This window comes from Ruegeria sp. AK11 (genome assembly GCF_056541095.1).
Genome location: NZ_JBQFXU010000001.1, coordinates 12,279 through 26,255, shown reverse-complemented (window position 1 = coordinate 26,255; position 13,977 = coordinate 12,279). Strand labels below are relative to the sequence as shown.

Sequence of the window (13,977 nt, the reverse complement as noted above, 5' to 3'; positions counted from 1 at the left end):
GCTTTTTTTGCAAAACGCTCTTGAACCCTGCCATCAACAATCGTAGATAGCCGCTCACCGTTGGGGTGTAGCCAAGTGGTAAGGCAGCGGTTTTTGGTACCGTGTATCGTAGGTTCGAATCCTACCACCCCAGCCATGATTTTCCCTAATATCACACACTATGAATCTGGGTCCGGATTTTGGCGCGTTCTCAGCGGCTTTTCTGATATCAGCGCCATGTTGAGACGCGCAGGTGCATGCTCTTGCGAGAAAATAGGAAAGACCCCGGAGTTTTTTCTTGCCGCAGGGTAAGTGTTAAGGTACCCGCGTTTTACCGGTCCCGATGTGGCTAAGAGGGAATCCGAGGTGCCTTTTGGTGCCAACCGGAACTGCCCCCGCAACTGTAGGCGGCGAGCGCTGTCCATTTCCGTCACTGGGCCATTTTGGTCTGGGAAGACAGGACAGACAAAGACCCGTCAGTCAGGAGACCTGCCGGTATGAAACCGAAACACACCGGGCGGGGTTGTCCGGGGAGGTTGCCGAAGAAACGCGCCGGGCGGTCTATTTTCTACCCTGCGCTCACGGCAGGCAGTAAAGCGCCTGTTGCTTCGGTAAATGCCCATTCACCCGTTCTCTGGTCATTGACACATGGAGATCGATTGTCATGTTTCTACGCACTGGCCTGATTGGCCTTTCCTTGCTGGCTACCAGCGCTGCCTCCGAAGGAAACTTTCCCCTAACTATCGAAAACTGCGGTCACTCGGTCACGTTTGACGCGCCAGTGACGTCGTCAGTCACGGTCGGCCAGGCCGCGACCGAGGTGCTTTATGCGCTGGGTCTGGGCGAGCAGGTTCTTGGAACCTCGGTCTGGTTCAACGAGGTGCTGCCTGAATATGCCGAGGTGAATGCCAAGGTAGAGCGTCTGGCAGACAATGATCCCAGCTTTGAAAGCGTTGTTGCCAAGCGGCCGGGACTGGTCGCAGCGCAATATGAGTGGCATGTCGGACCCGAGGGCATCGTCGCCACGCGTGAGCAATTTCACGAACTGGGCATTCCAACGTACGTAATGCCTGCAGATTGCATCGGCAAAGACAATACAGTCGGCGGCGATGGCACCCGCCTGCAAGCGTTCTCGACCGATACGCTGTATCAGGGTATCGAAGAACTGGCGGCAGCCTTTGATGTATCCGAACGCGGCACGGACCTGGTTGCCGAGTACAAGGCCCGCGAAGCCGCAGCCGTCGCCAAGGCGCAAACCGTGAAGCTGGACGATGTGTCAGCCGTATTCTGGTTTTCCTCTCCTGAAATGGAAAGCGACCCGTTTGTGGCCGGACAGAAAGGCGCACCGGGATACATGATGAGTAAATTGGGTATCCGCAACGTCGTCGAGACGGATGAAGAATGGCCAACAGTGGGCTGGGAAACCATTGCCAAGGCCAATCCGACGGTGATTGTTATCGCCAAGATGGACCGCCGTCGCTTTGCTGCGGACGACTACCTGAAAAAGCTGGAGTTCCTGCGCACTGATCCGGTGACCAGCCAGATGGATGCGGTCAAGAATGACCGGATCGTCATTATGGATGCGCAGGCCATGGACGCCACCATCCGCGCAATCCCGGCGCTGGAGGATCTGGCCGAGAAGCTGGATACCATCGGAAACAACCTGTGAACGAGGTCGCCGCAATCTTACGGCAGGGTTTCAAGGCTGCGTGCCTTACCGTGCCATTGTTGATTGCGGCGGTTCTTGCGGGCGCGATGATCGGGGAAACCTCTCTGTCGCCCGATTTGGTTCTCTCCGTTCTGGCCAACAAGCTGGCCGGAGCGGACTTTCCTGTCGACCCAATTGATCAGGGTATTATCTGGAGCTACCGGATTCCTCGCGCTCTGGTCGCTGCGTCCTGCGGTGCCGGTCTGGCTGTCGCAGGGGTCGTGTTGCAGGCTTTGCTGCGAAACCCGTTGGCCGACCCTTACATTTTGGGCATTTCTGCCGGGGCCTCGACGGGTGCCGTGGCTGTAACCATCGCTGGTTTGGGTGGGGGGGCTTTGTCGCTGTCTTTTGGCGCGTTCAATGGCGCGCTTTTGGCTTTTGGTTTTGTCGCGTTGCTGGCCCGAGCCGCTGGCGCAGGGGGCGGACGGGTTGCGACGGCACAGATCGTCCTGGCGGGAATTGCCGGGTCTCAGTTGTTCAATGCGCTGACGGCCTTCATCATCGCCAAATCCGCCAATGCCGATCAGGCGCGCGGGATCATGTTCTGGCTGATGGGAAACCTCAGCGGCGTGCGCTGGCCGGATGTGTATCTGGCCATTCCGGTGGCCCTTGTCGGTTGGCTCATTTGCCGCTTTCACGCCAGAGCACTGGACGCCTTTATTTTCGGCTCTGATTCAGCGGCCTCGCTGGGCATATCGGTACGTCGGGTGCAGGCAACCCTGATCTTTGCGACCGCGCTCACGACAGCTGTCATGGTTTCTATCGTCGGATCCATTGGCTTTGTCGGGCTGGTCATCCCTCATGCTGCCCGGTTCCTTGTGGGACCGGGGCATCGCAGGCTTATCCCAACCTCCGCCTTGATCGGAGCGGTCTTCCTGATCGGCGCAGATATCGTGTCGCGCATCATCATCCCGGGTCAGGTTCTGCCGATTGGGGTGGTCACCGCCCTGATCGGTGCGCCTGCCTTTGCCGTAATTCTGGTGCGCGGCCAGAGGAGCGCCCGATGAAGATCGAGGCGAAAAACCTGACATATTCCGTTCGCGGCAAGACTTTGCTGTCAGACGTATCCTTTGTCGTGGAGCCCGGCGAAACACTTGCTTTGGTCGGACCTAACGGTTCAGGGAAATCAACGCTGATGCGCCTGCTGGCGGGGTTGGTACGTCCGGTTTCAGGAAAAGTCGTCATAGCGGGTCATCCCGTTTCGCATTTGTCGCGCAGACAAATTGCCCAACGGATTGCCATCGTTGAACAACAGGCTGATACGGCCGAACGCGTGACTGCACGATCCGTGGTCGAACTGGGCCGCACGCCCTGGCTGTCGGCCTTACGGCCGTGGCGCGCCGAGGACACCTGGCAAGTCGACAAAGCCCTGCAAACCGTGGAAATGGCCGATATGGCACACAGAGAATGGGCGACATTGTCGGGAGGAGAGCGCCAGCGACTGCACATCGCACGCGCTTTGGCTCAGCAACCGGGACTCTTGCTTTTGGACGAACCGACCAACCATCTGGACATTCATCACCAACTGTCGATCCTGAACTGTGTTCGAATTCTAAAAGTGACGACAGTGATGGCGCTGCACGATCTGAATCAGGCGATGGCCTGTGACCGGGTGGCTGTTTTGTCAAAAGGGCGGCTGGTCTCTCTTGGCCCGCCCGAACATGCCCTGTCTTTGGAAACCGTTTCAGAAGTTTTCGGTGTCAAAGCACAGTGGGGGTATAGTACCGGCGGGACAGAACGGTTTCTGTCCTATCATCTGGACTGACGGCTTCCGATCGCTTCTGGTCGTACTGGATATCAGTGTCGTCAGCGCAGCATGCCAGATACGTACAATCTACGGCCTCAAAGCCATATTCCAACGGCGCGCAATCTTGACCTGGGTTTCCTCACAACCCGTCAAGTTGCCCGTCGAATGCTGTCTTGATTCTGACCTGGATTGGATTCGTTCGTTTTTTGCCTTCAAAGATGATCGGAAGGCGCGTTGTCCGAGCGTGGGTCGACCAAACCTCAGTGATATGTTCACTACTTGTTTTGAACCGTGAAACAGATTCCTTTTAGAAACCTCTGAGGCCTGACACAAATCACGACACGCCATCAGGTTGAACAGATTGCGGCGACCGCATGTCGATATTGCAGATTACCCACAATCAAAGCCTCAATCTGAGCCTTAAATTAACGGTAGATTAACGAAACAGGGCACAACAAATCTCTGGATGACAAGTTCTTGATATACTTATGCCTATATCGAGATTTATTGGTGGGTAATCCTGCCGGTCTGTTGACTAGTCCAGTTTTTAACGAGGGGGTATCCCGGCGGGATCAGGGGGTGCCAGGTCGGACCTGTTCAAGGTCGGCGGATCGCGGCACCCCCGTCGGCAGGTAGAAGCAGCAATCTATCCGATTTCAATTGATCTTGTTGCGCTGCGCGTGCGGTGTGATGCCAAAACTGGACCGGTATACCCGAGAGAAATGTCCCGGATTTTCAAAGCCACAGGCCACGGCGACCTCGGTGACCGACGCTTCGGTTTGCAAAAGCAGCTTCCGGGCCCGTTCCAGCCGCATTTCCATAAAGTACCGTTTGGGCGAAGTGTTAAGGTACTTGCCAAACAACCGTTCAAGTTGACGGGTGGAGATACCCAAATTGTCTGCAATGAAGGATGGTGAAACTGGGGTTTCCAGACTGTCCTGCATAATATCTATCGCCTTTGCCAGATGGGCATTGCGCATTCCATTGCGCGATTGCAGCGAAACGCGCTGCTTAGCGGTCGCATTACGCACAGTGTTATAGACCATTTGATCCGCAACATCGGTGGCCAGCTCTTCGCCATGGTCGCGTTCAATAAGATGCAGCATCAGGTCTGCGGTCGCGGTCCCACCTGATGCGGTAATGTGTTTTTCGTCGGCGACAAAGACGCTGCGCACCAGATTGATATCCGGAAAGGCTTCCATGAACGCGTCGTGGTATTCCCAATGGATCGCCGCCTGCATACCGTTGAGGAACCCGGCCTCGGCCAGCAGCCACGCGCCGGAACACAATGCCCCGATCCGCGTTCCACGCGCTCGTTCGCGCCGCAGTGTGGCCAGAAGGGAACGGGTCACGTGGTCACGCATGTGAATGCCCGACAAAACAAAGAGCTGATCGCACTTGGACAGTTCCTCAAGTCCGGAATGCACAAGGGTGACGGACCCATTGGAAGACACGGCCTGCTCGCCCTGTTCGGATACAAATGACCAGCGATACAGCTCTTCGCCACTTACAAGGTTGGCGATTCTCAGCGGCTCGACCGCACAGGAAAAGGCGAGGTGCGAAAACTCCTCGACCAGGATGAAGGCGAAGTGCTGCGTCTGAGGCATGAGCAGGACCATTTCCAAACTGGGCCGACGCCCGAACGTGAGTCTATTTTGCAGACATCCATGCTGCACGAGATTTTTTTGTATACAAGTTGTATTTTTTAGAAATACAAAACTGTGACCTCCGCGATTCGAACGCGGCGGCCACAGGACATAGTGAGGCCAAAGGATGAAAGACGAAGCCAAGTCGCGCAAAAATGCGCTCAGAGAACACCTGAAGATGTCCATCCTGACGCTGCGCCTTCGTCCAGGTGACGATCTGGATGAGGCGCATCTGTCCGATGAATTCGGCCTGTCGCGCACGCCTCTGCGCGAAGTGTTTCGTCAACTGGCTGGCGAAGGCTATCTGGATCTGCGAAAAAACCGCAGTGCCCGTGTTTCGGAAATGTCCTACACCACACTGCGCGATTTCTTCCTTGCCGCGCCGATGGTTTACGGGGCCATCCTGCGTCTGGCGGCAGTGAACGCGACTAACGCGCAAATCGAAGAACTGAAAGCGGCTCAGCAAGCATTCAAAGCTGCCCTTCGTTCAGGGTCGGCCGAAGATCGCGCACTTGCCAACAACCGTTTTCATGACGTGACCGGAGAGATGTCCGGCAATGTCTACCTGCTTCCGTCATTCAACCGGCTGCTGATCGATCATGCACGGATTGGCATGACGTTTTATCGGCCGCAGACAGTTGAAATGTCGGAAAACCTATCGCTGGCCAGCCAACAGCATGACGCGATCATCGCAGCCATCGAGGCACGCGATGAAGCTGCGGCGGCGAAACTGGCCGAGGATCACTGGAACCTGTCCCGGGATCAGATCGGGACGTTCGTGATGCCTGACGCACTGGATGTCGCAATGGGTATCCTGCCACTTTCGAAGCCCGCATGAGGACGAAATGAACCCGATTTTCAAGTTCGAAGGAATTTATACTCCTGTGGTCACCCCCTATCACGACGATGGCAGCGTGAACTGGGACGCCCTGTCCGACGTGATCGAATACCTGATCGAAAATGGTGTGCACGGCCTGATTTCCGGCGGATCCACGGGTGAGAATTATGCCCAGACCGTGCCGGAGCGGCTGGAACTGGCCAAATTCACGCATAAGCACCTGAAAGGGCGGTTGCCCTTGGTCGTTGGCACGGGCGCGATGCTGACTTCGGACTCGATTGCACTGGCCGCTGGCGCGCGCGATATCGGCGCGGACGCCATCCTGTTGGCCAGCCCGCCCTACTCGGTGCCGACGGATCGCGAAAACGCGCTGAATGCACTGGCCATCGACAAGGCCGCCGACCTGCCGGTGATGCTGTACAACTATCCGCACCGTACCGGCACAATGATGGGGGAAGAGTTCCTTGACCGCGTGGGTCGCAGCCGAAATTTCTGCGGCATTAAGGAAAGCTCGGGCGATATCAACCGGGTGCATCTGTTGGCGCGGGATTATCCGCATATCCAGCTGGGCTGTGGCATGGACGACCAGGCACTGGAGTTTTTCGCCTGGGGCGCACCATTCTGGGTCTGCGGCGGTTCGAACTTCCTGCCAGCAGAACATGTGGCATTGTATCAGGCCTGCGTGATCGAAGGCAACTTTGCCAAAGGGCGCCGGATCATGTCTGCGATGATGCCACTGATGCGGGTGCTGGAACAGGGTGGCAAGTTCATCCAGACCATCAAGCATGGCGTCACCATGAACGGTATCGACGCGGGTATCATGCGGCCTCCACTGAAGGGCCTGAACAAAGATGACAAGCGCGCGCTGGAGCAGGTTACGCGCGTGCTGACGAAGACAATCGCTGACATCGTGGCTGAGGGGTGACAAACATGGATCTGCTGACACAGGACGAGTACAAATCCATCGCCGCAGGTCTGAACCTGCCGACAGGTGCCTTTATCGACGGCGTATTCCGTCCGTCGTTGTCGGGCCAGACCTTTGCGACAGAGAACCCTGCAACCGGTGAAAAGCTGACCGATATCGCATCCTGCGATGGGGCGGATGTGGATTTTGCGGTCGCGAAAGCTCGTGAGGCGTTTGACGATGGCCGCTGGAGCAAGCTGCATCCGTCCGATCGCAAGGATGTATTGATCGGGTTGTGCAAACTGGTAACCCGCAACGCCCGTGAACTGGCCGTGATGGAAAGCATCGACAGCGGCAAGACGATCTTTGACTGCGAAACTGTTGATGTGCCCGAGACGATCCACTGCCTGAAGTGGCACGCCGAGGCGATTGACAAGATTTACGATCAGGTTTCGCCCGCCAGCGACGATCACATCGCCATGGTGGTGCGCGAGCCAATCGGCGTCGTCGGTCTGGTGCTGCCGTGGAACTTTCCGCTGCTGATGCTGGCATGGAAGATAGGGCCAGCACTGGCGGCAGGCTGTTCGGTTGTTGTGAAACCGGCGATGGAAACCACTTTGACGGCCCTGCGCCTTGCCGAATTGGCGATGGAGGCCGGTTTGCCACGCGGTGTACTGAACATCGTACCTGGTGGCGGGACCGAGGTGGGCGAACCCATTGGGCGGCACATGGATATCGACATGGTGTCCTTCACAGGCTCGACCGTGACCGGCAAACGCTTTCTGACCTATTCGGCGGAAAGCAACGCCAAAGAGGTGGTGCTTGAGATGGGCGGCAAGAACCCTGCCATCGTGATGGAGGATGCCGAAAACCTCGACCGGGTGGCGGCGCATATCGTCAATGGCGCATTCTGGAACATGGGGGAGAACTGCTCGGCCTCGTCACGCCTGATCGTGCATAAGAAAGTGAAGGCCGAGCTGCTGGAGCGCATCGCGCATCACGTCAAACAATGGAACACCGGCGACCCGCTCGACCCCGAAACCCGCATGGGCGCACTGGTGAGCGAAGACCACTACACCAAGGTTTGTGGCTATCTGGATCAGGCCGAGAACGTGGTGATCGGTGGCAAAGCGGACAACGGGTTTGTCGAGGCCACCGTGGTCGAAGTGCCCGGCAACGACGCTGCATTGGCGCGCGAGGAGATCTTTGGCCCTGTCTTGTCGGTAATTGAAGTCTCGGGCTTCGATGAAGCGATCCAGATCGCGAACGACACCGACTATGGCTTATGCGCCTCAATCTTCACGGCCAATGTCAAACGCGCCATACGTGGTGCGCGGATGATCCGCGCAGGCACCGTGACGGTGAACAGCTTCGGCGAAGGTGACATCACGACACCTTTCGGTGGTTACAAGCAGTCGGGTTTTGGGGGTCGCGATAACTCGATCCACGCGCATGACCAGTACACCCAGTTGAAAACCATCTGGATCGATCTGGCCGATGACGCGGATGAGGCCGTCGATTGAGTCGACATGACGCAAAAAGGCTACCCCGGCAGACAGGCCCGTCGGGTTGGAATGCGATTCTGCCGCCCCAAACACCTCTGGCGGTGCTGGAACGGAACCTGACCGCAGATATCACAATAGTTGGCGGTGGGTTTGCCGGGCTCAGCGCGGCGCGGCGGCTGCATCAATTGGATCCTTCCCTGAAAATCGTTCTGCTGGAAGCCGGCCGCTTCGCGGACAGCTCGGCAGGCCGAAATTCCGGGTTTATCATCGACCTGCCCCATGACTTGGCCTCGGACAACTACGCAGGCAAGGGATCAGAGGCAGATCGCGCCACCATTGCGCTGAACCGCAAGGCCATTGCCTTTGCGACCGAAGTGGCCTCCGATTGCGGGCTGCCACAGGAAATGTTCGACCCTTGCGGCAAATACAATGCCGCCGCCACCAAAGCGGGCGACGCGCAAAACCGCGCCTTTGCCGCGCACCTGACCAAACTGGGCGAGCCGCATAAGCTTTTAGATCAGCAGCAGATGCAAGAGGTCACGGGCAGCCCGCACTATACCTCGGGACTTTATGCGCCGGGGACAGTGATGATTCAGCCTGCGGCTTATGTGCGTGCGCTATCCGCCCGTCTGGCCGGGCAGATCGAAGTGTTCGAGCATTCACCCGTCACCGGTTTGGAACAACAAGGCGCAGGCTGGGTGGTCAGCACCAACAAGGCCAAGGTGAGCACCGGGCGGATAATTCTGGCCAATAACGGCCACCTGGAGAGCTTTGGGTTCTACCAGCGGCAATTGATGCACATTTGCCTTTACGCCTCGCTCACAGCCCCGCTGAACGAGGCGCAGATCAAGACACTAGGCGGGAAGTCGCGCTGGTCGGTGACGCCAGCGAACCCGATGGGGACGTCAGTACGGCGCATTTCCGGCAGCTATGGGGATCGCATCCTGATCCGCACCTGCTCCAGCTTTCATCCAACAATCGAGACCAGTCCAATGCGACTGCGCAATGCAGGCTGGGTGCATGACCGAAAGTTTAGGGAACGCTTCCCGCATCTGCCGGATGTGCAGATGGAACATCGCTGGGCCGGGATGCTTTGCCTCAGCCGCAATGGATCGGCTGCGTTCGGCGAGCTTGAGGACGGTGTCTACTCAGCCTGTTGTCAGAACGGTCTGGGCATTGCACGGGGAACACTGCAAGGCATGGGCATCGCTGAACTGTTGTTGGACCAGCAGTCTGACATCGCCGATCATTTTCTGGCGCAACCGGACTTGCCGCGTTTGCCGCCCGAGCCATTCGCCTCGCTTGCCGCCAACAGCTATCTAATCTGGAAAGAGTGGCGGTCCGGTAAGGAATGAACTTGACCGTCAGTAAGTCTGGTTCAACTCATCTGCTGCCGGAATTTCCCTCTCACGGCGGGCGATATAGTCCAGAAGGGCGTCGTTCTTGGCCTCGTCCAACTTTGGTTCCTGATACTCGGCTAAAAGCTTCCTCGCGTATTTCAGAGCGCGTTCGGTGATTTCAACTTCACCTTCCGCCACCCATTGTTCGATCGAGTTGTTGTCAAACAGTTCGGGCATGAAAAAAGCCGTCTGAAAATTCTCCTGGGTGTGCGGATGCCCCAAATAGTGCCCGCCGGGACCCACATCCGGAATTGCGGCCAAGCCTTCGTCAAAATCATGCCATTTAGGCCCCTCCGCCATCCGATAGGCCATCGCGCATTGTTCCGCGTCCACAACAAACTTGGCGACCGAACAATGCATCCCCGCCTCGTTCCAGCCTGCCGAATGCCAGATGTAGTGGGCCCCTGCATGCAGAACAGCGCCCAGAGTTGTGGCGGATTCGTACCCGGCCTGCGCGTCAAACGTCTTGGCCCCGCCCAGCGTGTTCGAGGTGCGCCATGGCACATCGTAAAAGCGCGCCATCTGACCAATCATGAAATTCATCAGACTGATTTCAGGCGTCCCTGCCATCGGCGCACCGGATTTCATCGAAACGGTTGACAGATAATGCCCCCAAATCGCCGGACAGCCCTTGCGGATCACCTGCGTATAAGCCAGTGCCGAAAGCGCCTCGGCGGTTAGCTGTGCCACGGTTGCGGGTACCGATGCGGGCGTATTGGCACCGCCCAGAACGAAGGGCGAGCACAAAACCGGCTGATTCCGGCGGCAGAAGGCGCGCATTGCACCCAGCATGGTTTCGTCCCAGACCAGAGGGCTGTTGCCGTTGCAGTTGCCGGTGGTAACAGGATGGTCGTCAATGAAACCTTCGCCGAACAGGATATCGCACATGTCCATCACGTCTTTGGCATTCCTGGGCGAGGTGGTCATGCCCATAAAGGTTTTGTCCGTGTATTTCATCGACGAATAAGTGATGCGCAAGTGCCGCTGGCTGATCGGGTGGTCGTAAGGTTCGACGATATGATGGGCCGAGCTGTGCAATGCGGGCATCATGTGCGACAGTTTGTGAAACATCGCCAGATCGTCCAGCGTCGGGTTCCGGCGCACGTCGTCAAGATCACGAAGAAACGGCGCGCCGGTCATCGGCACGAAGATCGAGTGCTTGCCGCCTAGAGCGAGGTTCTTTTGCGGATCGCGCGCGTGATAGGTGAATTGCGCCGGAATGGTCGCGATCAGCTCGCGCACCATGTTGCGGTCCAGAAAGACCAGCTCTTCTTCGACCTTTGCCCCCGCTTTCTTCCAGTCTTCCACTGCGGTCGGGTCGCGGAACTGGACACCGACGTTCTCCAGAATATCCATGGCGGCCTTGTCGATAAGCTCAACCTGACTTCCGTCCATAACTTCGCAATGCGGGATGCCGCGTGTCAGCCCCGGCAGCATGTCAAAATTCGGCGCAGTGCGAAGAGCGCGGCGCGCGGAACGCCCACCAGCGCGTGTAAGAGTACGGGTCGACAAGGGGCAATCCTCCTGTTTTGAATCAGACTGGCGGAATTACGCCGCGTTCACCTCTCTGATTGCGATATGTGTTTGCAGGAAGCGACACCGCCCTGATGACGGTTTTTCGCCATGTCTGTTCACGTAAGGTCGTTCGGTCAATTTACCTTGTGTGACCTACTTCACTGCCAATCACGTGCAGACATCTGCAACAGATATCCATAAAGTTGTTTCAGGAGGGGCGCTTCAATGCACCACACGACAGAGATGCTGATCATCGGTGCCGGGTTCTCGGGGCTGACGATGGCGCTTGAGGCGCGCAAGCGTGGCATCAAAGATATCGCCATTCTGGAAAAGGCCGAAGATATCGGTGGCACGTGGCGCGAGAATACCTATCCTGGCGTCGCCTGTGATGTGCCGTCGCATCTGTATTCCATGGCGACCCACCCTAATCCGCACTGGAGCCGCGCCTATGCCGGTGGCGCAGAGATACAGGCATACCTGCAAAATGTCGCGCATCAGGAGGGGTTATACGATCTTTGCCACTTTGGGCAGGCGCTGAAATCGGCGAAATGGGATGGCACGCTTTGGCAGGTTGAAACCGTGGATGGCCAATTCTGGTCGGCCCGGTTTTTGGTCTCGGCCATCGGCGCCCTGCATCATCCCAGCATTCCGGAATCTCCCGGCGCCGACAGCTTTCCCGGCCCCTGTTTTCATTCGGCCGAATGGGATCACACCGTCGATCTGACCGGAAAGCATGTGGCTGTTGTCGGCACCGGAGCGTCAGCCGTTCAGTTCGTGCCCGAGATTGCCAAGGTTGCGCGCCACGTCACCGTTTTTCAGCGCAGCGCGCCTTACGTCATGCCGCGCCCTGACGGCCCGATCGCGCCTTGGGTGCGCAAACTATATGCCTACCTTCCCCTGCTTCCGCGCATCCGGCGCAAACTGATTTTCATGTTCTTCGAGTTCCGCCACCGCGTGTTCAGGGGCGAGGAACGCGCGATGAACTTTGCTCTGAAGATGTGGCGAAAATCGCTGGAAGGCGCGATTTCCGACCCCGAAGAACGGCGCATTCTGACACCGGACTATCGAATTGGGTGCAAGCGCATTCTCAGTTCAAATGACTGGTACCCGGCGCTGGCCCGCGACAATGTCAGCATCATTCCACACGGCGTGGCCAGTATCGATGGCAACTGCATCGTCGCGACAGATGGCTCCAGAACAGAGGCAGACGCGCTGATCTGGGGCACCGGGTTTCAGGTCACCAATGTCGTAGAAAGGTTGGATATCACCGGTACAGATGGGCTAACGCTGCGATCGGCCTGGGCAAACGGGATGTCCGCTCATCTGGGCACGGCGATAGCCGGTTTTCCCAACTTTTTCATCCTTCTGGGGCCTCATACCGGATTGGGGCACAATTCGGTTGTGTTGATGATCGAAGCCCAGGTCGGGCATATCGGCCGGGTTCTGAGCGAGATGCAACGCAAGGAACTGTCGGTGATCGCCCCCGATGCGGCGAAACAGGCGGCCTTTACACAGGAAATGCAGGACCGTCACGCGGACAGTGTCTGGCAGACCGGAGGCTGCACATCCTGGTACATTGATGCGGACGGGAAAAACACGACGCTTTGGCCCGGAACAGTTGCCGAATTTCAGAAACGCATGTCACATTCGGGATTGGAGCAATACAACCCCGTAAGGACCGGAGACAGCTAGATGACATTTTTTCTTAGCCTGATTGCGGCCTTTGCCGTCTTTCTTCTGGCCATGGCTCTGTGGACCCGGCGGATAACCCGTCAGGGGCTAAAAACCGTGCCGCAGATGGGCCAGATCGTGCCCGTACGGGGCGGCAGCATCCACTATGTGGAAAAGGGCAATCCGGACGCGCAGACGGTCGTTCTGATTCACGGTCTGGCTGGGCAGTTACAGCATTTTACCTATGCGTTGGCGGATCAACTGGCCCAGGATTTCCACGTCATCGCGCTGGATCGCCCCGGTTGCGGATATTCAACCCGGGATACGGCAGAGCTCGCACAATTGCCGCAGCAGGCCGCGATGATTGCTGAGTTTCTTGAAACCAAGGGTATGGATCAGGTTGTGCTGGTGGGGCATTCTTTGGGAGGTGCGGTGTCGCTGGCGCTGGCTTTAGACCACCCCGAGCGGGTATCCGGCCTCGCTCTGTTGGCACCAGTAACGCACAGGGTGCCTGAAACACCGGTGATCTTCAAACCGCTCGAGATCCGGACCAAATGGCTGCGCAGCCTGATTGCCAACACGATTGCAGTGCCCATGGCCTCAATAACGGCGCCGCACAGTCTGGGCGTGGCATTTGATCCTGAAACCCCACCAAATGACTTTCTGGACCGTGCGGGTGGTGCACTCGGGCTGCGCCCGTCGGCCTTTGTCACGGCCTCGCAGGACGTTATCGGGTTGGATGCCAGTTGCGATGCGCTGGTGGCCAGATACCCCGAGCTGTCGGTCCCCGGCGGGATATTGTATGGAAGTCAGGATGCGCTTCTGTCCCCTGCCCTTCACGGGCCGCCGATGACCGAATATGGTCTGAGCTATGAAGAGCTTGACGGTCTGGGTCATATGATCCTGATCACAGAACCGGAGATATGCGCCGCGTTTATCCGCAGAACGGTGGACACCACGATATTCCGTCAGACGCCCTTGCAGGACCCGGTGAAAGAGCCCGTGAAAGAATTCCCCGGTTAGGGCGATTTCCCTCTTGACCCTCCCCGGCCCCTCGCTTACAT

10 protein-coding genes, 1 tRNA gene, 1 pseudogene and 1 riboswitch are annotated in these 13,977 nt (G+C 57.6%); of the genes and pseudogenes, 10 read left to right on the top strand and 2 right to left on the bottom strand.

Annotated features, from left to right (window positions below; all coding sequences use genetic code 11):
• Positions 1–61: 61 nt before the first annotated feature.
• The 4 genes and pseudogenes from ACR0D9_RS00160 to ACR0D9_RS00145 form a co-directional block, all read left to right on the top strand.
• Positions 62–136: transfer RNA gene (locus ACR0D9_RS00160), tRNA-Gln, on the top strand.
• 161 nt (positions 137–297) lie between these two features.
• Positions 298–490, top strand: a riboswitch (cobalamin riboswitch).
• A 153-nt stretch (positions 491–643) separates the two neighbouring features.
• Positions 644–1,648, top strand: coding sequence for an ABC transporter substrate-binding protein (locus ACR0D9_RS00155; RefSeq protein ID WP_480537371.1), 1,005 nt, complete (start codon positions 644–646; stop codon positions 1,646–1,648).
• 14 nt (positions 1,649–1,662) lie between these two features.
• A complete protein-coding gene (locus tag ACR0D9_RS00150) occupies positions 1,663–2,694 on the top strand; it encodes a FecCD family ABC transporter permease (protein WP_480538224.1) in 1,032 nt (343 codons plus the stop codon).
• A pseudogene (locus ACR0D9_RS00145) lies at positions 2,691–3,200 on the top strand (ABC transporter ATP-binding protein); the annotation flags it as partial. The gene ACR0D9_RS00150 and the pseudogene ACR0D9_RS00145, both read left to right, overlap by 4 nt.
• A gap of 890 nt (positions 3,201–4,090) precedes the next feature.
• On the opposite strand, the gene ACR0D9_RS00140 reads toward ACR0D9_RS00145, so the two are convergent.
• On the bottom strand, positions 4,091–5,041 hold the full coding sequence (locus ACR0D9_RS00140) for a GlxA family transcriptional regulator (RefSeq protein WP_480537370.1): 951 nt from the start codon (positions 5,039–5,041) through the stop codon (positions 4,091–4,093).
• Between the two features lie 166 nt (positions 5,042–5,207).
• On the opposite strand from ACR0D9_RS00140, the gene ACR0D9_RS00135 reads away from it, so the two are divergent.
• The 4 genes from ACR0D9_RS00135 to ACR0D9_RS00120 are packed head-to-tail and all read left to right on the top strand — an operon-like array spanning position 5,208 to position 9,682.
• Entirely contained in the window at positions 5,208–5,918 is a 711-nt protein-coding gene (locus tag ACR0D9_RS00135; protein WP_480537369.1) for a GntR family transcriptional regulator, read from the top strand.
• Positions 5,919–5,925: 7 nt separating this feature from the next.
• On the top strand, positions 5,926–6,843 hold the full coding sequence (locus ACR0D9_RS00130) for a dihydrodipicolinate synthase family protein (RefSeq protein WP_480537368.1): 918 nt from the start codon (positions 5,926–5,928) through the stop codon (positions 6,841–6,843).
• A 5-nt stretch (positions 6,844–6,848) separates the two neighbouring features.
• On the top strand, positions 6,849–8,345 hold the full coding sequence (locus ACR0D9_RS00125) for an aldehyde dehydrogenase (RefSeq protein ID WP_480537367.1): 1,497 nt from the start codon (positions 6,849–6,851) through the stop codon (positions 8,343–8,345).
• Positions 8,342–9,682 carry an NAD(P)/FAD-dependent oxidoreductase gene (locus tag ACR0D9_RS00120; RefSeq protein WP_480537366.1) on the top strand — a complete coding sequence of 447 codons (1,341 nt, stop codon included), beginning with the start codon at positions 8,342–8,344 and terminating at the stop codon, positions 9,680–9,682. The genes ACR0D9_RS00125 and ACR0D9_RS00120 overlap by 4 nt, the downstream gene beginning before the upstream one ends.
• A gap of 9 nt (positions 9,683–9,691) precedes the next feature.
• Here the strand turns inward: ACR0D9_RS00120 and ACR0D9_RS00115 are convergent, their stop codons facing one another.
• Positions 9,692–11,239, bottom strand: a complete 1,548-nt coding sequence (locus ACR0D9_RS00115) for a trimethylamine methyltransferase family protein (RefSeq protein WP_480537365.1) — start codon at positions 11,237–11,239, stop codon at positions 9,692–9,694.
• 228 nt (positions 11,240–11,467) lie between these two features.
• Here ACR0D9_RS00115 and ACR0D9_RS00110 point away from each other — a divergent pair, with 228 nt between their 5' ends.
• Both ACR0D9_RS00110 and ACR0D9_RS00105 read left to right on the top strand, forming a co-directional pair.
• Positions 11,468–12,934, top strand: coding sequence for a flavin-containing monooxygenase (locus ACR0D9_RS00110; RefSeq protein WP_480487710.1), 1,467 nt, complete (start codon positions 11,468–11,470; stop codon positions 12,932–12,934).
• Complete coding sequence (locus tag ACR0D9_RS00105) at positions 12,935–13,936, top strand: alpha/beta fold hydrolase (protein WP_480487708.1); 1,002 nt, start codon at positions 12,935–12,937, stop codon at positions 13,934–13,936.
• Positions 13,937–13,977: the final 41 nt, after the last annotated feature.

Excerpts from the sequence above, each read along its gene's own strand:
- ACR0D9_RS00155 (WP_480537371.1), top strand. The coding sequence starts at position 644 with ATGTTTCTACGCACTGGCCTGATTGGCCTTTCCTTGCTGGCTACCAGC.
- ACR0D9_RS00140 (WP_480537370.1), bottom strand. The coding sequence starts at position 5,041 with ATGCCTCAGACGCAGCACTTCGCCTTCATCCTGGTCGAGGAGTTTTCG.
- ACR0D9_RS00135 (WP_480537369.1), top strand. The coding sequence starts at position 5,208 with ATGAAAGACGAAGCCAAGTCGCGCAAAAATGCGCTCAGAGAACACCTG.
- ACR0D9_RS00130 (WP_480537368.1), top strand. The coding sequence starts at position 5,926 with ATGAACCCGATTTTCAAGTTCGAAGGAATTTATACTCCTGTGGTCACC.
- ACR0D9_RS00125 (WP_480537367.1), top strand. The coding sequence starts at position 6,849 with ATGGATCTGCTGACACAGGACGAGTACAAATCCATCGCCGCAGGTCTG.
- ACR0D9_RS00110 (WP_480487710.1), top strand. The coding sequence starts at position 11,468 with ATGCACCACACGACAGAGATGCTGATCATCGGTGCCGGGTTCTCGGGG.
- ACR0D9_RS00105 (WP_480487708.1), top strand. The coding sequence starts at position 12,935 with ATGACATTTTTTCTTAGCCTGATTGCGGCCTTTGCCGTCTTTCTTCTG.